This is a genomic window from Pimelobacter simplex (assembly GCF_024662235.1).
GTDB lineage: Bacteria > Actinomycetota > Actinomycetes > Propionibacteriales > Nocardioidaceae > Nocardioides.
The window spans coordinates 1,700,238-1,723,297 of record NZ_CP096276.1 but is presented as its reverse complement, the minus strand read 5'-3'; the positions used below and the strand labels follow the sequence as shown (position 1 = coordinate 1,723,297).

The following is a 23,060-nucleotide window of genomic DNA, read 5'->3' as shown; positions in this document are numbered from 1 at the left end:
CGGAGCCCCGGAGAGGGTGGCTGACCGGTGGTGGACCGGGTGGATCAGCGGCGTCCGCGCTTCTCCCGCGGCTGCACCTTGATCTCGATCGGCGTGCCGACGAACCCGAACTCCTCGCGCAGCCGGCGCTCGATGAACCGCTCGTAGCCCTGGTCGAGCTTGCCGGTCGTGAACAGCTTGAACACCGGCGGGGCGCTCTGGACCTGGCTGCCGAAGAGGATCCGCGGCTGCTTGCCGCCGCGCACCGGGTGCGGGTGCTCGGCGACGATCCGGCCGAGGAAGGCGTTGAGCGCGCCGGTGGAGACCCGGGTCTCCCAGCCCTCGATCGCCCGGTTCAGCGCCGGCACGAGCCGGTCGATGTGCCAGCCGGTCTTGGCGGTGATGTTGATCCGCGGGGCCCACTGCACCTGGACGAGGTCGCGCTCGATCTCGCGGTCGAGGTAGTAGCGGCGCTCGTCGTCGACGAGGTCCCACTTGTTGAAGGCGATGACGAGGGCCTTGCCGGCCTCGCGGACCTCCTGGAGGATCCGGATGTCCTGCTCGGCGACCGACTCGTTGCCGGCGAGCACGAGCACGCAGACCTCGGCCCGCTCGATGGCGGTCGAGGTGCGCAGCCAGGCGTAGTACTCGTGGCCCGAGGCCTCCTTGACCCGCTTGCGGATGCCCGCGGTGTCGATGAAGCGCCAGGTCTCGCCACCGAGCTCGACGAGCTCGTCGACCGGGTCGACGGTCGTGCCGGCGACGTTGTCGACGACCACGCGCTCCTCGCCCGCGAGCTTGTTGAGCAGCGAGGACTTGCCGACGTTGGGGCGCCCGACGATGGCGATCCGGCGGGGACCGCCGATCTCGGCCTCACCCTGCTCGGGCGCCTCGGGCAGCACCGCGAGGACGGCGTCGAGCAGGTCGCCGGAGCCGCGGCCGTGGAGCGCGGAGACGGTGAACGGCTCGCCCAGGCCCAGGTTCCACAGCGCGTGCGCCTCGGCCTCGGCCCGCTCGTCGTCGACCTTGTTGGCGGCCAGGACGACGGGCTTGCCGGACTTGCGCAGCACCCGGACGACGGCCTCGTCGGCGTCGGTGATCCCGATGGTCGCGTCGACGACGAAGAGCACCGCGTCGGCCAGGCCGACCGCGATCTCGGCCTGCGCCTTGATCCGCTCGGCCATGCCGCGCGCATCCGGGTCCCAGCCACCGGTGTCGACGAGGGTGAAGGCCCGTCCGGACCACTCCGCGTCGTAGGACACCCGGTCGCGGGTGACGCCGGGGATGTCCTCGACGACGGCCTCGCGGCGGCCGAGGATCCGGTTCACCAGGGTCGACTTGCCGACGTTGGGGCGGCCGACGACGGCCAGCACCGGGACCACCCCGGTCGGGGTGACTTCACTCATCACGTTCTCCTTGCGGGAGCGGGCCGGGTAGGCGCCGCCCCGTCTCGTCCAGGGCTTCGGCCAGCTGCCGCTGCATGTGATCGCGCAGCGCGGCCGAGGTCAGACGGACATTCTCCCGCGTCCGGGGCCAGGGCACCGCATCGACGGCGTAGGGCTCCCCCACGACGATGTCGATCCGGGCCTTCTTGCGCGGCAGCGAGCTGCTCGATCCGCCCGGGTCGCGCGAGCCCAGGAACGTCAGCGGTACGACGGGTGCCCCGGTCACCAGCGCCAGGTACGCCGCCCCGCCGTGAAAGGTCTCGAGGTCCCCCGGCCCCCGCGTCCCCTCGGGAAACACCCCGACCGCGTGCCCCTCACCCAGCACCCCGAGCGCGATCCGGACGGCCGCCGGATCGGTGTGGTCGCGGTCGAGCGGGATCTGCCCCGACGCCTTGAGGAAGACCCCCAGCGGCCCCGAGAACATCTCGATCTTGGTCAGCGCGTGCACCGGGCGCGGCGCGAAGATCGCCATCAGCGGCCCGTCGATGAAGCCGATGTGGTTGCCGGCCACGACCGCCGGACCGGTGCGCGGGAAGCGCTCGGCGTGGTGCACCCGCACGTCCCAGCGCCGCCGGATCAGCCAGCGCGAGGTCGGTCGGCCCCCGACCAGGAGCCAGCGCGCGGGCCGCGGAGCACGGTGCGCGCTCACCCGCGCTCCATCACCAGGCCCACCACGACGTCGACGACCTCGGCGAGGGTCAGGTCCGTGGAGTCGACGTGGATCGCCCCGTCGGCCATGGTCAGGGGGGCCACCGCGCGCCCGGAGTCGATCTTGTCGCGGGCGAGCAGCGACTCCTGGGTCGCGGTGAGGTCGGCGCCGCCGTTCTCGAGGGCGCGTCGCGCCGCACGGGCGGCAGGGTCGGCGGTGAGGTAGACCTTGAGCTCGGCCTGGGGCCACACGACGGAGCCGATGTCGCGGCCCTCGACGACGATGCCGCCGGCGCCGATCAGCTCGCGCTGGAGGTCGACGAGGCGGCTGCGCACCTCGGGCACGGCGCTGACCGGCGAGACCGCGCCGTTGACCTCGTCGCTGCGGATCTCGACCGACACGTCGACGCCGTCGACGGTGATCGAGGGCGCGAGCGGGTCGGTCCCCGAGACGAGCACCGGCTCGGCCGCCCGGGCCGCGACCGCCGCGGCGTCGTGGACGTCGACGCCCTCGCGCAGCATCCACCAGGTGATCGCGCGGTACTGCGCGCCGGTGTCGAGGTAGCGCAGCCCGAGCCGGTCGGCGACCGCGCGGCAGGTGCTGGACTTGCCCGAGCCGGAGGTTCCGTCGACTGCTACCACCACATTCACCGGCACGTTCACGGGCGGCACCTTACCGGTGAGTCACCCAGCCGTTCGACTCCAGTGCGACCCGCAGCTCCTCGGCCCGCGCCGCGACCACGTCGAGCTCGACGAGTCCGACGGGCCGGCCGGGGTCGTGGTCGATGCGCACGTCCTCGATGTTGACCCCGCTCGCACCGGCGTCGGCGAACAGCCGGGCCAGCTCGCCGGGGTGGTCGGGGACCGAGACCCGGACGGCCTCCATCGCCTGGGGCGCGGTGCCGTGCTTGCCGGGGATCGCGCGGGTGCCGGCCTGCCCGTAGGCGAGCAGCGACTCCAGCCCGGCCCGGTCGTCACCGGCGACCGCCTCGATGGCCAGGTCGAGCCGGGCGCGCACCTCGGTGAGCAGCGCGGCGACCGCGCCGGCGTTGCCGCCGATGATCTGGCTGTAGAGGCGCGGGTCTCCCCCGGCGACGCGGGTCACGTCGCGCACGCCGGTGCCCGAGAGCGCCAGGTGGTCGGCCGAGGCACCGGCGAGCGTGCCGGCGACCAGCGAGGCCATCAGGTGCGGGACGTGGGAGGTACGGGCGACCGCGCGGTCGTGCTCGACCGGCGACAACGGCACCGGTACGGCGCCGCACAGCACCACCAGCGCCTCCACCAGCCGGGCGGCCGCCGGGGTCGCGTCCGGGCCGGGAGTGACCGCCCAGGGCCGTCCGTCGAAGAGCGCCGCGCTCGCCGAGAGCGGCCCGGAGTGCTCGGTGCCGGCCATCGGGTGGCTGCCGACGTAGCGGCTGATCCCCGGGTGCCCGGCGACGGCGGCCAGCGGAGCGGCCTTGACGCTGCCGACGTCGGTGACGACCGTGTCGGGACCGGCCGCGTCGAGGGTCGCGGTGATCGCCGCGCCCAGGGCGTCGGGCGGTACGGCGACCACGACGAGCTGGGGGACGTCGCCGGGGGTGCGGGCGCGTCCGGCGCCGAGCCCGGTCGCCGTACGGACGTGGTCGGGGTCGGTGTCGGTGAGCAGTACCTCCAGGCCCGCGCGGCGGCAGGCCAGCGCGATGGAGGTGCCGATCAGGCCGGTGCCGACGATCTCGACCGGTCCGACCAGCCGCGCACTCGTCTCCGTCACGCAGGAAAGGCTAGAGGACGCCCCGCTCAGGAGCCCGGCTGGTAGGACCCGAACGACCAGTGGTTGCCCTCGGGGTCGCGCACGCTGCCGCCGCGCCCGCCGTAGTCCTGGTCGACCATCGCCCGCTGGACCGTGCCGCCGGCGGCGAGCGCCGCCGCGAAGAGGGCGTCCGGGTCCTCGCTCACCAGGTACGCCGCCCCGGTGCCGGCCGGCTGCAGCGGGCTCTCCGCGCGCACGGCCCCGAACATCAGCCCGCCCCCGCCGGGCCACAGCCACTCGGCGTGGACGACGGTGCCCGACTCGTCGCGGTGGGTGGCGTGCTCGACGAAGCCGATCGCCCCCAGCCAGCCCATCATCGTGTCGACGTCGTGGAACTGCAGGGCCGGCCAGAGCCGGACGGTCGCTGCCTGATCACGGGTTGAGGTGCTCATGGCCCGAGCCTCCTCCCCGACCCGGGTCGCGGTCTTGAACGAACGGGAACTCCTCGCGCAGCCAGGTCGTCGGCGTGCAGCCGGCCAGCGCCCGCCACTCCCGGGTCAGGTGCGCCTGGTCGCTGTAGCCGCAGGCCGTGGCGACCTCGGCCAGCGGCCGTACGCCGAGCAGCTGCCGCGCCGCCTCGAACCGGGCCACCCGCTGGAACGCCTTGGGCGCCAGTCCGCACTCGGCCTGGACCAGGCTGGTCAGCCGCCGCCGGCTGTAGCCCACGTCCCCGGCGACGTCGGTGACCCGCACCCCGGAGGTGAGCAGGCCCAGCGCCCGGGCGACCTCCGCCCGCGGCGCCGGGTCGCCGGCCCGCGCGGCGAGGGTCGCCAGGGTGCGGTCGACGAGCGCCACGCGTGCGGCCCAGGTGGGCGCGGCGTGCAGCCGCTCGGGCAGCGCACGCAGGAGCGCCGGCAGCGCGTCGGCCTCGTCGAGGTCGGTCAGCGCACCGGCCAGGTCGGCGGCCGGGCGCCCCAGCAGGACCCGCGCGCCTGCGACGGTGAGCGCGAGCTGGACGCCGCGCTGGGTACCGGTGTGGTGGATCGCCGCGGGCGCGGTGTGCAGCCCCGACAGCGAGGTCCACCCGGCGTGCAGGGTCTCGTCCCGGCCGGCCCACGAGACCCGGATCGGCTCGTCGACCGGGAGCACGAAGGTCAGCGTGGTCGACGGCAGCCCGCGGTGGGCGCCGGGCGCGCCGAAGTCCACGTCGTAGGGGATCCGGGAGACGACATAGCGCCGCAGCGCGGCCGGTACCGGGGCGACCGGGATCACCCGTCCACCGTAGGTCTAGAGACCGACGAGCTCCAGCAGCTGGCCGAGCTCGTCGTCGGAGAGCTCGCGCAGGGTGCCGCTGCGCAGCGTGCCGAGCTCGATCGGACCGAACTTCGTGCGGCTGAGCTGGCGCACCGGGTGCCCGACCTGGTCGAGCAGGCGGCGCACGATGCGGTTGCGGCCCTCGTGGATGACGAGCTCGATGATCGACTTGTCCGCCGCGGTGGCGAGGATGCGCGCGCGGCGTACCTCGACCGGGCCGTCCTCGAGAGTCACGCCGGCGAGCAGGTCGCCGACGGTGCCCTTGGCCAGCCGGCCGGCGACCTCGGCGACGTAGGTCTTCTCGACCTCGAACGACGGGTGCGCCATGCGGTGCGCGAAGTCGCCGTCGTTGGTGAGCAGCAGCAGGCCGGAGGTGTCGGTGTCGAGCCGGCCGACGTGGAAGAGCCGTTCCTCGCGGTCGGCCACGAGATCGGTCAGCGTCGGGCGCCCCTCGGGGTCGGACATCGTCGAGACGACGCCGCGGGGCTTGTTGAGCACGAGGTAGACGTGGTCGGAGACCGGGGGCAGGCGCTTGCCGGACACCTTGATCACCGCGGTGCGCGGGTCGACCTTGGTGCCGAGGCGGGTGACGACCTCGCCGTCGACCTCGACCTCCCCGGCGAGCATGAGCTCCTCGCAGCGCCGGCGCGAGGCCACGCCGGACTGGGCGAGCAGCTTCTGCAGGCGGATCTGGCCGTCGTCGTCGACGGCGATCTCACGCGTCATCAGGGGTGTCCTCGTTCTGGTCGTCAGGCTGCGGTTCGGGGGTGGGCGCCAGCTCCTCCTCGACCTCGGCGAGGTCGGGCAGGTGCGGCGCGAGGTCGGGCAGCTCGTCGAGCGAGACGATGCCGATCCGCTCCAGGAAGTACGACGTCGTGCGGTACAGCGTCGCGCCGTGCTCGCCGTCCTGGCCGGCGTCCTCGACCAGACCGCGGCTGATGAGGGTGCGCATCACGCCGTCGACGTTGACCCCGCGGATCGCCGAGACCCGGGCCCGCGAGACGGGCTGCTGGTAGGCGACGACGGCGAGCGTCTCGAGCGCGGCCTGGGTGAGCCGGGCCTGCTGACCCTCCAGGACGAAGGCCTCGACGACGGGCGCGAACTCCTCGCGCGTGTAGTAGCGCCAGCCACCGGCGACGTTGCGCAGTTCGAACCCGCGGCCCTGCTCGTCGTACTCGGTGGCGAGGGCGGCGAGCGCCGTGACGACGTCGGGGGCCGGGTGGCCCACGGCGGAGGCCAGGGCGAGCTCGTCGAGCGGCTGGTCGGCGACCATGAGCACCGCCTCGAGCGCGGGGCGCAGCTCGACGAGCGGGAGCGCCTCCTCCGCGGTGCCGTCCGGCTCCTCGGTCTGTTCAGTCATCGCTCGGTGTCTCCTCCGGGGGCGGGGCCGCCCCGTCGAACTCGTCGGTGATCAGGTCCTCGATGTCGACCGCCTCGTCGCCGGTCCAGCGCACCGTCAGCTCGCCCAGCGGCGTCATCTGGTCGAAGCCGATCACTCCCTCGCGGAAGAGCTCGAGCAGCGACAGGAAGCGCGCCACCGTGGTCAGCGTGTCGGGCGAGTCGCCGCACAGCGCCCGGAAGGTCATCGTCCCACTCCGGCGCAGCCGGTCCACCACGATGGCCGCCTGCTCGCGCACGCTGACCGTCGGGGCGTGGATGTGGTGCAGGGTCAGCTGGAGCTCGGGCTTGGGCGTCATCGCCTTGGCCGCGAGCGCGGCGAACTGGTCCAGGCCGATGCCGATGAGCACCTCGGGCAGCAGCCCGGCGAAGCGCTCCTCCAGCCCGACCGCGCGCGGGAACCTCTTCGCCTCGGCCTGGAGCCGGCCGTCGAGGACGGCGGCGACCTGCTTGTAGGCCTTGTACTGCAGCAGCCGCGCGAACAGCAGGTCCCGGGCCTCGAGCAGGGCGAGGTCCTCCTCGTCCTCCACGTCGCCGGCCGGCAGCAGCCGGGCCGCCTTGAGGTCGAGGAGGGTCGCCGCGACCAGGAGGAACGACGTCGTCTCCTCCAGGTCGCTGTCGGGCAGGTTCTTGACGTGCGCGATGAACTCGTCGGTGACCTGGGACAGCGCGATCTCGGTGACGTCGAGCTTGTGCTTGGAGATCAGGCCCAGCAGCAGGTCGAACGGTCCCTCGAAGTTCGCCAGGTGGACCTGGAAGCCGGTCGTGGCCGCGGTCTCGTTCTCCTCGACCGCGGCCTCGACCGGCGCTCCGGTGTCGTCACTCACGCAGGCGCCTGACCAGCGCGGAGCTCTCTCCTTCGGACTCGAGCTCACCGAGGACCAGGTGCAGCGCCTCGCGCACGAGGCGACCGCGGTCGACGGCCAGGCCGTGCTCGCCCCGCAGGGTGAGCCGCGCCTGCTCCAGCTCCATCAGCTCGGCCGAGGTGACGTAGACGGTGATCTTCTCGTCGTGCCGGATCCGGCCGCTGGGGGCCTTCTGCGGCTCGGCCTCGGGCTCGGTCGCGACCGGCTCGGGGGCGTCGGGGACGGCGCGGACCTTCCCCCGGCGCGCCGCCGGCGCCTCGCCGTCCGCGGTCGGCCGGAAGAGGTCGTCCGCGGCGGGCATGCTCACACGTCGGGACACCGCAGCGCCACCTCCTTCGCGAGCTGGCGGTACGCCTCCGCTCCACTCGACCCGGAGGCGTACGACGTGATCGGCTCGCCGGCCACGGTGGAGTCGGAGAACTTCACGGTCCGGCGGATGACGGTGTGGAAGACCTGGTCGCCCCAGGCCTGCACCAGCCGCTCGAGCACCTCGCGGCCGTGGAGCGTGCGGCCGTCGTACATGGTGCCGAGGACGCCGTCGACCTCGAGGTCGGGGTTGAGCCGCTGCTTGACCTTGTCGATGGTCGCCTTGAGCAGCGCGACGCCGCGCAGCGCGAAGTACTCGCACTCCAGCGGCACGATCACGCCGTTCGAGGCGGTCAGCGCGTTGACCGTGAGCAGGCCCAGGGAGGGCTGGCAGTCGATCAGGATGACGTCGTACTCGGCGACGGCGGGGGCCAGCACACGCTGCAGGGTCTGCTCGCGCGCGACCTCGTGCACCAGCTGTACCTCGGCGGCCGACAGGTCGATGTTGGAGGGCAGCAGGTCCATGCCGGGCACGCCCGAGGGGACGACGACCTCGTCGAGGCGCGTCTCGGGGTCCATCAGCAGGTTGTAGACCGTCAGGTCCATCTCGTGCGGGTTGAGCCCCAGGCCCACCGACAGCGAGCCCTGCGGGTCGAAGTCGACCAGCAGCACCTTGCGGCCGAACTCGGCCAGCGCGGCGCCGAGGTTGATGGTCGTCGTCGTCTTGCCGACGCCGCCCTTCTGGTTGCACATGGCGATCACGCGCGCGTTGCCGTGCTGGGCGACCGGCTTCGGGTCGGGCAGCTCGGGCATCGGGCGACCGGTCGGGCCGGGCTCGCCGCTGAGCGTCTGGACCGACGCGCGGCTGGGCTCCGGCTCGCGCTCGGGTACCGGGAACTGCAGTGTCATCGCATCCTCCGTCCCCAGCGGGACGTCGCTGCCCGGGGCCGGGATCGGCGCCCGCGGCGGCATGTCCGGCGCGCTGGATCCTCCGTAGAAACCGCCGACCATGGTGGCTCACCTCACGTGTGTTGTGGTCGGGCTCCTTCCCCAGAGCCCGTGACCCCTTCATCCAACAATGTCGACACGGCGACATTCTGGAGGCGCGCCGAAGGGCCGCGGCGTGGCGTCGGGCTCAGTCGGTGAGCGAGCGCACGTCGACCGTCCGTACGACGGCCTCCCCCGCCTCGTCGCTGGCCGCGAGGTCCACGTCGGCGACGATCACCCAGTCGTGGTTGCCCTCCGGGTCGTGCAGCGTCTGGGTGGCCTCCCAGGTGGTGCCGGGCCGCTTCTCGACGGTGAGCAGCACCGGGCCGCGGGCGTCGCCGTCGGTGAGCAGCCGGTCGTGCTCGGTGAAGTAGGCCTCGAGCGCGGCGTCCCACTGGGCCTCGCCGTAGTCGCCGCCCTCGTCGAGCGCGGCCAGTCCCGGTACGTCATCGCGGGCGAAGAGCTCGACCCGGCGCCACATCGCGTTGCGCACCATGACGTCGAAGACCCGGCCCTGCTGGCTGAGCGGTCGCGGCGGGGGCGGCGGCGCGTGGTGGCTGACCTCGCGCGTGGCGTGGGCGGGGTCGTTGAGCGCCTCCCACTCGTCGAGCAGCGAGGAGTCGACCTGGCGCACCGTCTCGCCCAGCCAGTCGACGAGCAGCTCCAGCTCCTCGGTCCGGTACGACGCCGGCACGGTCTGGCGCAGCGCCCGGTAGGCGTCGGTCAGGTAGCGCAGCACCAGTCCCTCGGAGCGCGCCACCTGGTAGCGGGAGACGAGGTCGGTGAACCCCATCCCCTGCTCCCACATCTCGCGCACGACCGACTTGGGCGCCAGCGCGTCGGGCGAGAGCCAGGGGTGGCGCTCGCGGTAGGTCTCGAACAGCGGCTCCAGCAGGTCGCTCAGCGGCTCGGGCCAGGTGATGTCCTCGACGAGGGCCATCCGCTCGTCGTACTCGACGCCGTCGGCCTTGAGCGCGGCGATCGCGTCACCCCGGGCCGCATGGCGCTGGGCCATGAGCAGCGGCCGCGGCGCCTCGAGCGTGGCCTCGACGACCGAGATCACGTCGAGCATGAACGTGTCGCTGTCGGGGTCGAGCACGTCGAGCACCGCCAGCGCGAAGTGCGAGAGCGGCTGGTTGAGCGCGAAGTCGTCGGGCAGCGCCTCGGTCAGCACGTAGCGGCGGCCGAAGCCGTCGAGCTCGTCGAGCCGGGTCACCACCTCGGAGGTGACCAGGCTGCGGGCCAGCCGGACCGCCCGCTTGGCCAGCCGCAGCTGGCTGCGCCGCTCCTCGTGGTTGTCCATCAGCAGCCGGCGCAGCACCGGGAAGGCGTCCTCCTCGCGGGAGAGGACGTTGACGAGCATCGCGTTGTCGACCTTCATCTGCGACTTGAGCGGGTCCGGCTTGCCGGCGACCAGCTTCTCGAAGGTCTGCTCGCTCCACACGACCGTGCCCTCGGGCGGCTTGCGCAGCTGGGGCTTGGACTTCTTCTTGGGGTTGGCGGCGTTCTTGGCCTCGGACTTGGCCTTGGCCTTCTCGTTGTCGATGACGTGCTCGGGCGCCTGGACGACGACGTACCCGGCCGTGTCGTAGCCCGCACGGCCCGCGCGCCCGGCGATCTGGAGGAACTCGCGGGTGCGCAGCACCCGCTGCCGCGACCCGTCGAACTTGGCCAGCCCGGTGAACAGCACCGTGCGGATGGGGACGTTGATGCCGACGCCGAGGGTGTCGGTGCCGCAGATGACGGTCAGCAGGCCGGCCTGGGCGAGCTGCTCGACCAGGCGGCGGTAGCGCGGCAGCATGCCGGCGTGGTGGACGCCGATCCCCTGGCGCAGCAGCTTGTTGAGGGTCTTGCCGAAGCCGGCCGCGAACCGGACCCCGGCGATCTTCTCGGCGATCTGCTCCTTGCGGTCCTTGGGCAGGACCGTGTCGAGGCGGCCGGGCCCACTCAGCAGCGAGACCGCGTGCTCGACCGCGGCCGCCTGGGTGAAGTGGACGACGTAGACCGGGCCCTGGCCGGTGGTGACGAGCTCCTCGAGCTTGTCCCCCATCGGCTCCAGCGACCAGCTGAAGTCCAGCGGCACCGGCCGCTCGGCGTCGTCGACGATCGTGGTCTCGCGCCCGTTGCGGCGGGTCAGGTCGGCGGCGAGCTCGGTCGTGTCGCCGAGGGTCGCTGACATGAGCAGGAACTGCGCCTGGGGCAGCTCGATGAGCGGCACCTGCCAGGCCCAGCCGCGGCCCGGCTCGCCGTAGAAGTGGAACTCGTCCATGACGACCATGCCGACGTCGGCGGCCGTGCCCTCGCGCAGCGCGATGTTGGCGAGCACCTCGGCGGTGCAGCAGATGATCGGGGCGTCGGCGTTGACCGCGACGTCGCCGGTGAGCATGCCGACGTCCGCAGCGCCGAAGACCTCGACGAGGTCGAAGAACTTCTCGCTCACCAGCGCCTTGATCGGCGCGGTGTAGAAGGTCACCCGGTCGTCGGCGATCGCACCCATCGCGGCGGCCATCGCGACCAGCGACTTGCCCGAGCCGGTCGGCGTGGCCAGCACGACGTTGTCGCCGGAGAGCAGCGCCAGGATCGCGTCCTCCTGGTGCGGGTAGAGCGTGAGCCCCTGGCTCTCGGCGTGCTCCAGGATGCGGTCGTAGGCGTCAGCCATGGCGGGCCCTCGGGTGCGCGGTGGCGAAGACCTCGCGCAGGTTGTCGACGGTGACGAGCGTGTAGACCTGCGTGGTCGTGACCGACGCGTGGCCGAGCAGCTCCTGGACGACACGTACGTCGGCGCCGCCGTCGAGCAGGTGCGTCGCGAACGAGTGGCGCAGCGTGTGGGGTGAGACGTCGCGGGTCACCCCGGCCCGCTCGGCGGCCTTGACCAGCACGGCCCAGGCCGACTGCCGGCTCAGCCGGCCGCCGCGGGCGTTGAGGAACAGCGCCGGTGTCGCGGCGGCGACGAGCGCCGGCCGCCCCCGCACCAGGTACGCCGCGAGCGCGGCGCGGGCGTAGGAGCCGACCGGCACCAGCCGCTCCTTGCCGCCCTTGCCACGCAGCAGCACCGTCGCGTCGGCCTGGTCGAGCTCAGGCACCGCGAGGTGGCTGGCGTCGTCGACGTCGAGGCCGACCGCCTCGGAGATGCGCGCGCCGGTGCCGTAGAGGATCTCCAGCAGCGCCCGGTCGCGCAGCGCGAGCGGGGTGTCCGCGGCGCCGGCCGCCTCGAGGATCGCCTCGACGTCGGCCAGCGGGAGCGCCTTCGGCAGGCGCTTGGCCGGGCTGGGCGGCTTGACCCCCGCGGCCGGGTCGGCCGCGGCCAGCCCGTCGGCGACCGCGAACTTGTGGAAGCCGCGCACCGCGACCACCGTGCGCGCCGCGCTCGACGCGCTCAGCGGCGGGTGCTCGGCGTCGCCCTCGCGCAGCCTCATCAGGAACTCGGTGACGGTGGCCTCGGTGACCTCGTCGAGCGAGGTGATCGCCTCGCCCGCGAGGTGCTCCCGGTAGCGGCGCAGGTCGCGCCGGTAGGAGGTCAGCGTGTTGACCGCCAGGCCCTTCTCGACGGCGAGGTGGTCCAGATAGGTGCGGACCGCTCGATCCACCGCACCTCCCTGACTCACCTGGTCAGGCTAGCGCCTCGCTGATCGGCACCGCCGGGACGCCCGTGGCCTCGCCCACCGGGGCGTTGGTCAGCAGGCCGGCGTGGGTGTTGAGGCCCAGCGCCAGGCTCGCGTCGGCCCGGCACGCGTCGCGCCAGCCCTTGTCGGCCAGCGCCACGGCGTACGGGAGGGTGGCGTTGGTCAGCGCGTAGGTCGACGTGTTCGGCACGGCGCCGGGCATGTTGGCCACGCAGTAGAACGTCGAGCCGTGCACCTGGTAGGTCGGGTCGGCGTGCGTGGTGGGCCGGGTGTCCTCGAAGCAGCCGCCCTGGTCGACGGCGATGTCGACGAGCACCGAGCCGGGCTTCATCCGCGAGACCAGCTCGTTGGAGACCAGCTTGGGCGCCGCCGCGCCGGGGATGAGGACCGCGCCGATGACGAGGTCGGCCTCCATCACCTGCTGCTCGAGCGTCAGCTTGGACGAGGCCAGGCCGTGCACCCGGTTGTTGTAGCGCCAGAACGACATCCGCAGCTTGTCGAGGTCGGTGTCGAGCAGGGTGACGTCCGCCCCCATGCCGAGCGCGATGTTGGCCGCGTTCTGACCCGAGACGCCCGCACCGATGATGACGACCTTGGCGTTCGCGACGCCGCCGACGCCGCCCATGAGCACCCCGCGGCCGCCCTGGGCCTTCATCAGCGAGTAGGCGCCGACCTGGGGCGCCAGGCAGCCGGCCACCTCGGACATCGGGTAGAGCAGCGGCAGCGCGCCCGAGGGCAGCTGCACCGTCTCGTAGGCGATCGCGGTGACCTTGCGCGCGACGAGCTCGTCGGTCAGCGCCTTGTCGGCGGCCAGGTGGAGGTAGGTGAAGAGGACCTGGCCCTCCCGCATCCGGTGGTACTCCTCGGCGACCGGCTCCTTGACCTTGAGGATCATCTCGGCGCTGCCCCAGACGGCGTCCGCGTCGGGGAGGATCGTGGCGCCCGCGGCCGTGTAGTCGTCGTCGCTGATCGACGAGCCGACCCCGGCACCGGTCTGGATCACGACCTCGTGGCCGTGCGCCACCAGCTCGTGGACACCGATCGGCGTGATCGCCACCCGGTACTCGTGGTTCTTGACTTCCTTCGGCACGCCGACGCGCATGGGCATCCCTCCTGATCGTGGAATCCGTGGCGAATTCCTCTGTGGAGAGAAATCATGAAGATCAGTCGACACCACCGCTAGACGCGCCAGCGAGAATTCGTGCCGCGCGCGGAAATCCGGATCGGATCGTCGGCGATCAGGCTTGCGCCGGGCGCTGCGCCGAAGCCTGTGCGACCGGACTGCCCCGCAGGTGCTCGAAGATCAGGCTGGTCTCGGTCATCGCGACGTCCTTGGTGCCGCTGAGGTGGTGCAGCACGAACTCGCGCAGCTCCTCCGAGCCGGCCGTGGCGACGTGGATCAGGAAGTCGTCGGCACCGGCGAGGAAGTAGACGTTGAGCACCTCGGGCAGCGTCGACATGGCGTGCGCGAAGGCGCTCAGCTCGCCCCGGGCGTGCGGGCGCAGCCGGACCGAGATCATCGCCTGGAGCGGGCGGCCGATGCTGGCCTGGTCGACCTCGGCGTGCGCGCCGCGGATGACCCCGCGCTCGAAGAGCGCGCGCACCCGGCCGTGGCAGGTCGAGGGGGCGATGCCGACCCGGGCGGCCAGCACGTTGTTGGCGAGGCGGGCGTCGTCCTGGAGCTCGCGGACGATGGCGGCGTCGATCGGGTCGAGCTCAACCACGGCGGGGCTCCTGGTCCCGGTCGCGGTCCCGGTCGCGGCGGACCTGGAGCGCGAGCACCGCCTGGACGACGGGCCCGTCGGCGACGTCGCCGGCCAGGATCGCGTCGACGAGGTCGGCGAAGGGCACCCAGAGCACCTCGAGGTCGGCCTCCTCGTGGCGCAGCTCGAAGTCGCCGCGGTCGGCCTCGCTCAGGTCCTCGGCGAGGAAGTAGTGGATCCGCTCGGCGGAGTAGCCCGGCGAGCTCCACGTCGAGAGCAGGTGGGTCCACCGCTCGGCGGCCAGCGAGGCCTCCTCGCGCAGCTCGCGCCGGGCGACCTCGACCGGGTCCTCCCCGGGGTGGTCGCACACGCCGGCGGGCAGCTCGACCAGCCGGTGCGCCGCCGGGTGGCGGTACTGGCGCAGGCAGAGCACCCGGTCCTCGGCGTCGACGGCCAAGATGACCGCCGCGCCCGGGTGCTCGACGACCAGGCGCCGGAAGTCGCCCTCGTCGTCGGCGCCCGGCCGGCGTACCTGGTCCGAGCGCAGGGCCAGCACCCAGCCGTCACGGTGCAGGTCGGTGCTGGAGTCGACCGGCCAGACCTCGGGAGTGTCCCTCAGGACCGCCACGGCGCGGCCGTCACTCGTCGTCGGTCGGCTCGGCGTGCAGGCCGGAGTCGTCGATCTCGAGGCGCGTCTCGCGCTGCCGGGCGATCGCGGCGCCGACCAGACCCGCGAACAGCGGGTGCGGACGGGTCGGCCGGGACCGGAGCTCGGGGTGCGCCTGGGTGCCGATGTAGTAGGGGTGCACCTCGCGCGGCAGCTCGACGAACTCGACCAGGTCGAGGTCGGTGTTGAGCCCGGAGAAGACCAGCCCGGCCTCCTCGAGCTGGCTGCGGTAGGCGTTGTTGACCTCGTAGCGGTGGCGGTGCCGCTCCTCGATCACCTCGGCGCCGTAGACCTCGCGCGCGATCGTGCCGGCCTTGAGCTGGGCCGGGTAGAGACCCAGACGCATGGTGCCGCCCAGGTCGCCGGCGCCCTCGACGATGGACTTCTGCTCCTCCATCGTGGCGATGACCGGCTCCGGGGTGTCCGGGTCGAACTCGGTCGAGCCGGCCTTGGTCAGGCCGAGCTCGGTGCGGGCGTACTCGATGACCATCGACTGCAGGCCCAGGCACAGGCCGAGGGTCGGGATGCCGTGGGCCCGGGCGTAGGTCAGCGCGCCGAGCTTGCCCTCGAGGCCGCGGATGCCAAAGCCGCCGGGGACGCAGATCGCGTCGACGTCGGCCAGGTGCTTGGTCGCGCCGGCCTGGGTCTCGCACTCGTCGGAGGCGACCCAGCGCAGGTGGACCTTGGCCTCGTGGGCGAAGCCGCCCGCGCGCAGCGCCTCGGTGACCGAGAGGTAGGCGTCGTGCAGGTCGATGTACTTGCCGACCAGCGCGATGGTGACGTCCTCCTTGGGGTGGTGCACCCGGCGGAGCAGGTCGTCCCAGACGGTCCAGTCGACGTCGCGGAAGGGCAGGTTGAGCCGGCGCACGACGTAGGCGTCGAGGCCCTGGCGGTGCAGCACCTTGGGGATGTCGTAGATCGACGGCGCATCGGCCGCGGTGACCACGGCCTCCTGGTCGACGTCGCACATCAGGGAGATCTTCTTCTTGATGCTCTCCGGCAGCTCGCGGTCGGCGCGGCAGACCACGGCGTCGGGCTGGATGCCGACCTGGCGCAGCGCGGCGACCGAGTGCTGGGTGGGCTTGGTCTTGAGCTCGCCCGAGGGACCGATGAACGGCACCAGCGAGACGTGCAGGAAGAAGACGTTGTCGCGGCCGATGTCGTGACGCACCTGGCGCGCGGCCTCGAGGAACGGCAGCGACTCGATGTCGCCCACCGTGCCACCGATCTCGGTGATCACCACGTCGACCGGCTCCTCACCGTGGCCCATGGCCAGGATGCGGTCCTTGATCTCGTTGGTGATGTGCGGGATCACCTGGACCGTGTCGCCGAGGTACTCGCCCTTGCGCTCCTTGGCGATGACCGACGAGTAGACCTGCCCGGTCGTCACGTTGGCGATCTGGTTGAGATCGGTGTCGAGGAAGCGCTCGTAGTGCCCGATGTCGAGGTCGGTCTCGGCGCCGTCGTTGGTGACGAACACCTCGCCGTGCTGGAACGGGTTCATCGTCCCGGGGTCGACGTTGAGGTACGGGTCGAGCTTCTGCATGGTGACCCGCAGGCCGCGCGAGCGCAGCAGCCGGCCGAGGCTGGAGGCGGTCAGGCCCTTGCCCAGCGAGGAGGCGACGCCTCCGGTGACGAAGACGTGCTTTGCCTGTCGATTCGAACCACTACCCGGCGCCATGTTCACGGGATTCCATCCTACTACTCGAAGTCCTCAACCGTTACGTCGCCGCGCCAGGTCGAGCAGCTCGCGTGCGTGCGCGAGTGCCGTGTCGGACTCGGCGAGGCCGGCCAGCATGCGAGAGAGCTCCCGCTCGCGGGCCGCGTCGTCGAGCGTGACCAGGCCTGAGCTGGTCACCGTGCCGTCGCTGGACTTCTCGACCAGCACGTGCCGGTCGGCGAACGCGGCCACCTGCGGCAGGTGGGTGACCACGAGGACCTGGGCGTCGCCGGCGAGCCTCGCCAGCCGGCGCCCGATCTCGACCGCCGCCGCACCGCCCACGCCCGAGTCGACCTCGTCGAAGACGAACGTCGGCACCGGGCTGGTGCCGGCCAGGCACACCTCGACGGCCAGCATCACCCGGGACAGCTCACCGCCCGAGGCGCCCTTGTGGAGCGGGCGGGGCTCGGAGCCGGTGTTGGCCGCCAGCAGGAACTCGACCTCGTCGAGCCCGCTGCGCCCGAACCGGACCCAGCGCTCCCCCACCAGCAGCAGGTCGGCCGGCGGGTGCGCGGGATCGGCCGGCGCCTCAGCGGCCCGCGGCGCGACCCGGAGGGTGACCACCGCGTGCGGCATCGCCAGCAGGGTCAGCTCGTCGGAGACCGCCGTACCGAGCCGGCTGGCGGCCTTGACCCGGGCCTCGGTCAGCTCGGCGCCCGCGGCGGCCAGGTCGGCCCGCAGCGCTGCGGACCGGGCCGCGAGCTCCTTGATCCGGTCGTCGGTGGAGTCGAGGTCGAGCAGGCGCAGCGCGGAGCGCTCGGCCCAGGCGAGGACCTCGTCGACCGTCTCGCCGTACTTGCGGGTGAGGGCGACGAGCGCCGCCCGGCGCTCGGAGACGGCCGCGAGCCGGTGCGGGTCGGTGTCGATGCGCGAGGCGTACGACGCCACGTCGGCCGCCACGTCGGAGAGCAGGTAGCTCACCTCGGTGACCCGGTCGGCCAGCTCGGCCGCGGCGGGGTCGTGGTCGCGCACGCCGTCGAGCAGCCCCCGCGCCGCGGCGACCGCTCCCATCGCGTCGGGCGAGCCCTGCTCGCTGGAGAGCGCCTCGCGGGCCTGCTCGGCGGCGCCGCGCAGCGTGTCGGAGTGGCCCAGCCGGGCCTCCTCGGCCGCCAGCTCGGCGTCCTCGCCGGGCTGGGGCGCGACCGCGGCCACCTCGTCGACGCCGAACCTCAGCAGGTCGGCCTCGCGGGCCCGCTCGCGCGCCGTCGCGGTCACCTCGGCCAGCTCGCGCTCGGTGGCGACCAGCCGGTCGTGGACGGTGGCGTACTTCGTCAGCAGCTTGTCGAGCTTGCCGAACCGGTCGAGCGCCTGGCGCTGGGTCTGCGGCTTGAGCAGCCGGTGCTGGTCGGACTGCCCGTGGACCGCGACCAGCGGCTCGGCGATCTCGGCCAGCGTCGCGATCGGGACGGAGGCACCGCCCGCGAACGCCCGCGAGCGCCCCTCGGCGCTCACGTTGCGGGCGAGCACCACGCCGTCGTCGTCGGCCTCGCCGCCGGCCTCCTCGACCGCGGCGAGCAGCTGGGGCAGCGCCTTGACCGAGACCAGGCCCTCGACGCGCGCCTGCTTGGCACCGGCCCGGACCGCGCCGCTGTCGGCCCGCCCGCCCAGCAGCAGCCCGAGCGCGGTGACCACCATGGTCTTGCCGGCACCGGTCTCACCGGTGATCACGGTCAGACCCGGACCGAGCTCGAGCGTGGAGGAGTCGATGACTCCCAGCGAGCTGATCCGCAGCTCCTCGATCATGCGTCCTCCCCTCGGGCCCGTCGTTCTTGTCGTCGTTGCTCCGCCGCCCCGCGCCAGCCCTCGACCGAGAGGCCGAACTTGGCCACCAGCCGGTCGGTGAACGGCGCCTGGTGCAGCCGGACCAGCCGGACCGGCCGCAGCCCCCGGCTCACCTCGATCCGGGCCCCCGGCGGCAGGTCGACGCTGCGCCGCCCGTCGCACCACAGGACCCCGGAGCCCTGGTTGCCCTGGAGCACCTCGATCGCGATCACCGACGACGGCGCCACCACCATCGGCCGGGAGAACAGCGCGTGCGCGCTCAGCGGCACGATGCACAGCGCCTCGACCTGGGGCCACACGATCGGCCCGCCGGCGCTGAAGTTGTAGGCGGTCGACCCCGTCGGCGTCGCGCACACCACCCCGTCGCAGCCCCAGCGCGAGAGCGGACGGCTGTCGACCTCGACGACCACCTCGAGCATCCGCTCGCGGGCCGCCTTCTCGACGCTCGCCTCGTTGACCGCGAACGTCGCGTAGACCAGCTCGCCGTCGACGAACGCCCGGACGTCGAGGGTCAGCCGGTCCTCGGTCGTGTAGCGCTGCTCGACGATCGCGTCGATCGTCGCCGCCACGTCCTCGTGCTCGGCCTCGGCCAGGAACCCGACGTGGCCCAGGTTGACCCCCAGCACCGGCGTCGAGCGCTCGTGGGTCACCTCGGCCGCGCGCAGGATGCTGCCGTCGCCACCGATCACCACCGTCAGCTCGCAGCCGTGGCTCGCGTCGGTCTCGGAGTCGGTCAGCTCGACCCGCGGCACGTAGTCCTCGGGCACCAGGTCGAGGTCGTCGGCCTCGTGGTGCAGCAGCCGGACCACGATGCCGTGCCCGGTCAGCTCCTTGACGAACGCCCGCGCCACGTCGCGCGCCTCGGACCGGCCGGTGTGGGCGAGGACGAGCACCCGCCGTGGCGTCTCCGCCGGCGTCGCGCCCGTCCCTGTGGTGGTCATGGACTCACCCTCTCATCCACCCCCGACGTTCCGCGCCGGACGACCTCCGCGATGGACTCGTCGTCCAGCTCCGGCGCCCCCTTGCGCAGCCACAGGAAGAACTCCACGTTGCCCGAGGGACCCGGCAGCGGGCTCACCGTCACCGCCCGCGCCCCCCAGCCCCGCTCGGCCGCCGCATGGGCGACGTCCAGGACGGTCTCGACCCACAGCTCCGGGTCCCGGACCACGCCGCCCTTGCCCAGCCGGTCCTTGCCGACCTCGAACTGCGGCTTGACCATCAGCGCCAGGTCGCCGTCGTCCCGGGTCACCCCGAGCAGCGCGTCGAGGACCAGGCGCAGCGAGATGAACGACAGGTCGCCCACCACCACGTCCACCGGTCCCCCGATGTCGTCGGCGCTCAGCGTCCGGACGTTGGTCCGGTCGTGGACGCTCACCCGCTCGTCCTGCTGCAGCGACCAGTGCAGCTGCCCGTAGCCGACGTCGACCGCCACCACCTCGGCCGCCCCCGCCCGCAGCAAGACGTCGGTGAACCCACCCGTCGACGCCCCCGCGTCCAGGCACCGCCGCCCGGCCACCGCCAGACCCAGCGGAGCGAACGCGGTCAGCGCCCCCAGCAGCTTGTGCGCCCCGCGCGAGACGTAGTCCGGACCGTGCTCGCCCTCGCGCACCACGATCGCCACGTCGGTGGTGACCCCCGTGGCCGCCTTGGACGCCACCGCACCCGCCACCTTGACCCGCCCGTCGGCGATCAGCTGGGCCGCGCGCTCGCGGGACGGCGCCAGCCCGCGGCGGACCAGCTCCGCGTCGAGCCGCAGTCGTCGCGGTGGCACTACGGCGCGGCGGTCGGTGGAGCCGGCGGGTGGTCGAGGGTGCGCCGCAGCTCGGCGTGCGCCTCCTCGAGGACACCCGCGTGCTCCTCGAGCGGTCGCCGGTCGAGCCCGGCGACCAGGTCGAGCACGCGGTCGACGGCGTCGATGCCGGTCGGCGTGGGCGCCGGCACAGGTACCTCGGTCATGCTGCGAGGCTACCGCGCCGCCCCGTCGCTCCCGGGGACCCGGACCCCGGCGATGTCGACCACCGTCCCCGTCGTGTCGAGGTGGTGCCAGGCGGTCACCGCGGCCACCCGCCACCAGTCGGCCGCGGCGGCGTCGGCGGCGATCCGGTCGACCTGCAGCCGGCCGTCACGGACCGAGCCCGCCCAGCCGCCGAGCGTCCAGCGCTCCCCGTCGCGCTCCGGCGCGCCGTGCCCGGTCGTCAGCCCGCCCAGGTCCGGCGCCACGTACGTCGGCCGCAGCGCCCCGCGCGCCGCGACCAGCTCGCCCAGCCCGGTCACGCCGGTCAGCACCAGCAGCGAGTCCACGCCTGCGTTGCGGGCGCCCTCGATGTCGGTGTCGAGCCGGTCGCCCACCATCAGCGGACGGTCCCCGCCGACCCGGCGGATCGTCTCGTCCAGCAGGGGCCGCGACGGCTTGCCGGCGACCTCGGGCGTGACCCCGGCGAACCGGCTGAGCATGTCCACGAGGACGCCGTGGCCCGGCGCGACGCCGTACGGGGTCGGGATGGTGTGGTCGCTGTTGCTCGCCAGCCACGGCAGCCCGTCGCGGATCCGCACCGCCACCCGCATCAGGTCGCTCCAGCGCAGGTCGGGGCCGTACCCGCTGGCCACCGCCACCGCCTCGTCCGCGAAGCCCACCGGCACCAGCCCCGCCTCCTCGAGCGCCGCCCGGAGCCCGTCCGCCCCGAGGCTGACCACCCGCGCCCCCGCCCCGTAGCGCTCGCGCAGCACCCGCGCGGCCGCCTGGGCACTCGTCACCACGTCGTCAGCCGTCGCGCTCACCCCCAGCTCGGACAGGTGCGCGGCCACCGCCTGCGGCGGCCGCGAGGCGTTGTTGGTGATGAAGGCGACCCGCATCCCCGCCTCCCGCGCCCACCCCACGTGCGCGGCCGCTCCCGGCACCGCGTCCGATCCGACGTAGACCACGCCGTCGAGGTCGAGCATCGCGAGGTCGTAGGCGTGGGCGAGCGGTTCGCTGGATGTGAGCAACACAGCCTCCACCTTGCCAGCCGCCCCACCCACGGGCTCCGTACGATGCCCTGATGGACGCAACGACCCTGGTGACGCCGCCGTACGTCGCTGGTCCGCTGCGCCTCGAGCCCTTCGCGGCGCTCATGCTCGCGCCCGCCCGCGTCGGCAACCCGACCACCGGCCGGGCCTTCGCGCGGCCCTACAAGGACGTCTCGGCCCGGCTCCTGCGCTGGCAGGCCCGCGGCTTCGTCCGTGCCGACCGTGAGCCGGCGCTCTACCTCCACGAGTACAGCTCCGCCGGGATGACCGTGCGCGGCCTCGTCGGGGCCCTCGACGTCTCGCGCCGCGCCGCTCGGCCCGAGGACCGTGCGATCCTGCCGCACGAGGGCATCCACCCCGCCCAGGCCGACGACCTGGCCGACCGGATGGAGGAGATGCAGCTCAACCCCGCGCCCATCCTCCTGGTGCACCAGGGGACACCGGAGCTGCGCGCCCTCCTCGACCGTGTGGTGGACGGCGAGCCCGACCACGCCTTCACCGACCGCGGCGGCCAGGAGCACCGGATCTGGGCGATCCGCGACGCCACCGACCTCGCCGCCATCGCCGAGCAGCTCGCGGACAGCCGGGCCCTCATCGCCGACGGACACCACCGCTACGCCGCCTACCTGCGCCTGCAGCGCCGCCAGGCCGGAGCACCCTCGCCCTCCACCCCGCCGCCGACCGACCTCGGCCTGGCCATGCTGGTCGACCAGGACGCGACGCCGCTCTTCCTCGGCCCGATCCACCGGACCCTGAGCGGGACCTCGCTCGACGACCTGCGTGACGCCGCCGAGACGCTCGGGCTCGAGTTCCGACTGCAGAGCCAGGCCGACGCCGTCAGCGCACTGTCCGCCCAGCGGCTGGCTGCCACCGACGGGGAGCGCTGGGCCGTGGTCACCCTCGACATCGGACCCGACGAGGCTGCGGTCGAGGCACTGCACCGCCGGATCGTGCCGGCCCTGCCGCACGGACCCGCGGCGATCGCCTACCACCACACGGTCGACGACGCCCTCGGCGGCGCCCGGCCAGATGCCATCTCGGTCCTGATGCCGGCACCCTCGGTCGAGCTCGTGCTCCGCGTCGCCGCGGCCGACCGGCTGCTCCCGGAGAAGGCCACCTCGTTCCAGCCCAAACCGAGCCTGGGCGTGCTCATCCGCTCGCTCCGCGACGACTCCGACGCGCCGCACTGACCTCGACCTCCACCCGCGAGGCGGTCCGCTCCCCCGCCTTGAAGAAGCGCCGGCGCAGCTCACCCTCGACTCGGACCTCGTCGCCGGCGTGCCAGCTGCGCATCGAGCGGCGGATCCGTGGCGTCCAGCTCACCAGGTCGATGACGTCGACCGAGGAGCTCCGGCGACCGGACGCGAGCACCCGCACGTCGGAACGGGTGACGATCAACCGGCAGCTGCACACCCGATCACCACTGGCCAGCTCGCGCTCCACCGGCTCACCGCCGACCCGGCCGCTCAGCACGACGCTGTTGTTGCTCACCGCTCCTGACGCGACGTCCGCCGTCATGTCGTCACCTGCTTCCCGAGAACCGGCGTGAGGAGCCTCCTGGCTCCTCCTTCGCATCGATCCTCGCCCGCGCACGCCCTCGCGCGAAGCGCTCCGCCCGGCCCTGTGGACAAGACCCGCACGTCACCGTCCCTGGGGACGATCCACGGACGATCTCGCGCCTGCTGAGAAGCAAAGAACGCAAAAAGAACTCAGGGCCAGCACTGAAAAGTGCTGGCCCTGAGCCAATGTATGTCCGGCGGCGTCCTACTCTCCCACAGCCTCTCGGTTGCAGTACCATCGGCGCTGGCAGGCTTAACTTCCGGGTTCGGGATGGGACCGGGTGTTTCCCTGCCGCTATGGCCGCCGTAACTCTATGAACCCCAT

At 73.1% G+C, this 23,060-nt stretch carries 24 protein-coding genes and 1 rRNA gene; 1 reads left to right on the top strand and 24 read right to left on the bottom strand.

What is annotated here, in order from left to right:
- Window positions 1-44: 44 nt before the first annotated feature.
- The 22 genes from der to M0M48_RS08140 form a co-directional block, all read right to left on the bottom strand.
- Complete coding sequence (gene der / locus M0M48_RS08245; protein ID WP_215816054.1) at window positions 45-1,385, bottom strand: ribosome biogenesis GTPase Der; 1,341 nt, start codon at window positions 1,383-1,385, stop codon at window positions 45-47.
- Entirely contained in the window at window positions 1,378-2,073 is a 696-nt protein-coding gene (locus M0M48_RS08240) for a lysophospholipid acyltransferase family protein (protein ID WP_215816055.1), read from the bottom strand. The genes der and M0M48_RS08240 overlap by 8 nt, the downstream gene beginning before the upstream one ends.
- Window positions 2,070-2,735 (bottom strand): (d)CMP kinase, encoded by a 666-nt coding sequence (gene cmk / locus M0M48_RS08235; protein WP_257750753.1) that lies wholly within the window; start codon window positions 2,733-2,735, stop codon window positions 2,070-2,072. Before cmk ends, M0M48_RS08240 begins: the two co-directional genes overlap by 4 nt.
- A gap of 10 nt (window positions 2,736-2,745) precedes the next feature.
- The gene (locus tag M0M48_RS08230; protein WP_257750752.1) at window positions 2,746-3,825 is read right to left on the bottom strand and encodes a prephenate dehydrogenase; all 1,080 of its coding nucleotides are present in this window, start codon (window positions 3,823-3,825) and stop codon (window positions 2,746-2,748) included.
- Window positions 3,826-3,851: 26 nt separating this feature from the next.
- Window positions 3,852-4,256: a VOC family protein gene (locus tag M0M48_RS08225; protein WP_257750751.1), complete on the bottom strand. Its 405-nt coding sequence runs from the start codon at window positions 4,254-4,256 to the stop codon at window positions 3,852-3,854.
- The gene (locus M0M48_RS08220) at window positions 4,237-5,076 is read right to left on the bottom strand and encodes a helix-turn-helix domain-containing protein (RefSeq protein WP_257750750.1); all 840 of its coding nucleotides are present in this window, start codon (window positions 5,074-5,076) and stop codon (window positions 4,237-4,239) included. Before M0M48_RS08220 ends, M0M48_RS08225 begins: the two co-directional genes overlap by 20 nt.
- Window positions 5,077-5,091: 15 nt before the next feature.
- On the bottom strand, window positions 5,092-5,844 hold the full coding sequence (locus M0M48_RS08215; protein WP_215816058.1) for a pseudouridine synthase: 753 nt from the start codon (window positions 5,842-5,844) through the stop codon (window positions 5,092-5,094).
- Entirely contained in the window at window positions 5,834-6,478 is a 645-nt protein-coding gene (gene scpB / locus M0M48_RS08210) for an SMC-Scp complex subunit ScpB (RefSeq protein WP_215816059.1), read from the bottom strand. The genes M0M48_RS08215 and scpB overlap by 11 nt, the downstream gene beginning before the upstream one ends.
- On the bottom strand, window positions 6,471-7,343 hold the full coding sequence (locus tag M0M48_RS08205; protein ID WP_374584192.1) for a segregation and condensation protein A: 873 nt from the start codon (window positions 7,341-7,343) through the stop codon (window positions 6,471-6,473). The genes scpB and M0M48_RS08205 overlap by 8 nt, the downstream gene beginning before the upstream one ends.
- Window positions 7,336-7,683 carry a hypothetical protein gene (locus M0M48_RS08200; RefSeq protein ID WP_215816061.1) on the bottom strand — a complete coding sequence of 116 codons (348 nt, stop codon included), beginning with the start codon at window positions 7,681-7,683 and terminating at the stop codon, window positions 7,336-7,338. The genes M0M48_RS08205 and M0M48_RS08200 overlap by 8 nt, the downstream gene beginning before the upstream one ends.
- 2 nt (window positions 7,684-7,685) lie before the next feature.
- A complete protein-coding gene (locus tag M0M48_RS08195; RefSeq protein WP_374197017.1) occupies window positions 7,686-8,597 on the bottom strand; it encodes a ParA family protein in 912 nt (303 codons plus the stop codon).
- Between the two features lie 226 nt (window positions 8,598-8,823).
- Complete coding sequence (locus tag M0M48_RS08190) at window positions 8,824-11,334, bottom strand: DEAD/DEAH box helicase (RefSeq protein ID WP_257750749.1); 2,511 nt, start codon at window positions 11,332-11,334, stop codon at window positions 8,824-8,826.
- A complete protein-coding gene (locus M0M48_RS08185) occupies window positions 11,327-12,280 on the bottom strand; it encodes a site-specific tyrosine recombinase XerD (RefSeq protein ID WP_257750748.1) in 954 nt (317 codons plus the stop codon). The genes M0M48_RS08190 and M0M48_RS08185 overlap by 8 nt, the downstream gene beginning before the upstream one ends.
- A gap of 4 nt (window positions 12,281-12,284) precedes the next feature.
- Complete coding sequence (gene ald / locus M0M48_RS08180) at window positions 12,285-13,400, bottom strand: alanine dehydrogenase (protein ID WP_215816112.1); 1,116 nt, start codon at window positions 13,398-13,400, stop codon at window positions 12,285-12,287.
- A 136-nt stretch (window positions 13,401-13,536) separates the two neighbouring features.
- Window positions 13,537-14,022 carry an Lrp/AsnC family transcriptional regulator gene (locus tag M0M48_RS08175; protein WP_215816064.1) on the bottom strand — a complete coding sequence of 162 codons (486 nt, stop codon included), beginning with the start codon at window positions 14,020-14,022 and terminating at the stop codon, window positions 13,537-13,539.
- The gene (locus tag M0M48_RS08170) at window positions 14,015-14,629 is read right to left on the bottom strand and encodes an NUDIX domain-containing protein (RefSeq protein WP_257750747.1); all 615 of its coding nucleotides are present in this window, start codon (window positions 14,627-14,629) and stop codon (window positions 14,015-14,017) included. The genes M0M48_RS08175 and M0M48_RS08170 overlap by 8 nt, the downstream gene beginning before the upstream one ends.
- A 10-nt stretch (window positions 14,630-14,639) precedes the next feature.
- Complete coding sequence (locus M0M48_RS08165; RefSeq protein WP_215816113.1) at window positions 14,640-16,349, bottom strand: CTP synthase; 1,710 nt, start codon at window positions 16,347-16,349, stop codon at window positions 14,640-14,642.
- 33 nt (window positions 16,350-16,382) lie between these two features.
- Window positions 16,383-18,131, bottom strand: coding sequence for a DNA repair protein RecN (recN, locus tag M0M48_RS08160; RefSeq protein ID WP_257750746.1), 1,749 nt, complete (start codon window positions 18,129-18,131; stop codon window positions 16,383-16,385).
- Entirely contained in the window at window positions 18,128-19,111 is a 984-nt protein-coding gene (locus M0M48_RS08155; RefSeq protein ID WP_215816067.1) for an NAD kinase, read from the bottom strand. The genes recN and M0M48_RS08155 overlap by 4 nt, the downstream gene beginning before the upstream one ends.
- A complete protein-coding gene (locus tag M0M48_RS08150) occupies window positions 19,108-19,941 on the bottom strand; it encodes a TlyA family RNA methyltransferase (protein WP_215816068.1) in 834 nt (277 codons plus the stop codon). Before M0M48_RS08150 ends, M0M48_RS08155 begins: the two co-directional genes overlap by 4 nt.
- On the bottom strand, window positions 19,941-20,126 hold the full coding sequence (locus tag M0M48_RS08145) for a hypothetical protein (RefSeq protein WP_215816069.1): 186 nt from the start codon (window positions 20,124-20,126) through the stop codon (window positions 19,941-19,943). Before M0M48_RS08145 ends, M0M48_RS08150 begins: the two co-directional genes overlap by 1 nt.
- A 9-nt stretch (window positions 20,127-20,135) precedes the next feature.
- Window positions 20,136-21,158 (bottom strand): HAD-IIA family hydrolase, encoded by a 1,023-nt coding sequence (locus tag M0M48_RS08140; protein ID WP_257750745.1) that lies wholly within the window; start codon window positions 21,156-21,158, stop codon window positions 20,136-20,138.
- A gap of 50 nt (window positions 21,159-21,208) precedes the next feature.
- On the opposite strand from M0M48_RS08140, the gene M0M48_RS08135 reads away from it, so the two are divergent.
- The gene (locus tag M0M48_RS08135; RefSeq protein ID WP_257750744.1) at window positions 21,209-22,366 is read left to right on the top strand and encodes a DUF1015 domain-containing protein; all 1,158 of its coding nucleotides are present in this window, start codon (window positions 21,209-21,211) and stop codon (window positions 22,364-22,366) included.
- On the opposite strand, the gene M0M48_RS08130 is transcribed toward M0M48_RS08135, so the two are convergent.
- Complete coding sequence (locus M0M48_RS08130) at window positions 22,326-22,694, bottom strand: single-stranded DNA-binding protein (RefSeq protein WP_215816071.1); 369 nt, start codon at window positions 22,692-22,694, stop codon at window positions 22,326-22,328. The genes M0M48_RS08135 and M0M48_RS08130 overlap by 41 nt on opposite strands.
- Before the next feature lie 233 nt (window positions 22,695-22,927).
- Window positions 22,928-23,044: ribosomal RNA gene (rrf, locus tag M0M48_RS08125) — 5S ribosomal RNA — on the bottom strand.
- Window positions 23,045-23,060 lie beyond the last annotated feature (16 nt).

Bases quoted from the DNA above. Each gene is read 5' to 3' on its own strand.
- der (WP_215816054.1), bottom strand. From the start codon at position 1,385: ATGAGTGAAGTCACCCCGACCGGGGTGGTCCCGGTGCTGGCCGTCGTC.
- M0M48_RS08225 (WP_257750751.1), bottom strand. From the start codon at position 4,256: ATGAGCACCTCAACCCGTGATCAGGCAGCGACCGTCCGGCTCTGGCCG.
- M0M48_RS08215 (WP_215816058.1), bottom strand. From the start codon at position 5,844: ATGACGCGTGAGATCGCCGTCGACGACGACGGCCAGATCCGCCTGCAG.
- scpB (WP_215816059.1), bottom strand. From the start codon at position 6,478: ATGACTGAACAGACCGAGGAGCCGGACGGCACCGCGGAGGAGGCGCTC.
- M0M48_RS08200 (WP_215816061.1), bottom strand. From the start codon at position 7,683: ATGCCCGCCGCGGACGACCTCTTCCGGCCGACCGCGGACGGCGAGGCG.
- M0M48_RS08195 (WP_374197017.1), bottom strand. From the start codon at position 8,597: ATGACACTGCAGTTCCCGGTACCCGAGCGCGAGCCGGAGCCCAGCCGC.
- M0M48_RS08190 (WP_257750749.1), bottom strand. From the start codon at position 11,334: ATGGCTGACGCCTACGACCGCATCCTGGAGCACGCCGAGAGCCAGGGG.
- ald (WP_215816112.1), bottom strand. From the start codon at position 13,400: ATGCGCGTCGGCGTGCCGAAGGAAGTCAAGAACCACGAGTACCGGGTG.
- M0M48_RS08165 (WP_215816113.1), bottom strand. From the start codon at position 16,349: ATGGCGCCGGGTAGTGGTTCGAATCGACAGGCAAAGCACGTCTTCGTC.
- recN (WP_257750746.1), bottom strand. From the start codon at position 18,131: ATGATCGAGGAGCTGCGGATCAGCTCGCTGGGAGTCATCGACTCCTCC.
- M0M48_RS08155 (WP_215816067.1), bottom strand. From the start codon at position 19,111: ATGACCACCACAGGGACGGGCGCGACGCCGGCGGAGACGCCACGGCGG.
- M0M48_RS08145 (WP_215816069.1), bottom strand. From the start codon at position 20,126: ATGACCGAGGTACCTGTGCCGGCGCCCACGCCGACCGGCATCGACGCC.
- M0M48_RS08135 (WP_257750744.1), top strand. From the start codon at position 21,209: ATGGACGCAACGACCCTGGTGACGCCGCCGTACGTCGCTGGTCCGCTG.
- M0M48_RS08130 (WP_215816071.1), bottom strand. From the start codon at position 22,694: ATGACGGCGGACGTCGCGTCAGGAGCGGTGAGCAACAACAGCGTCGTG.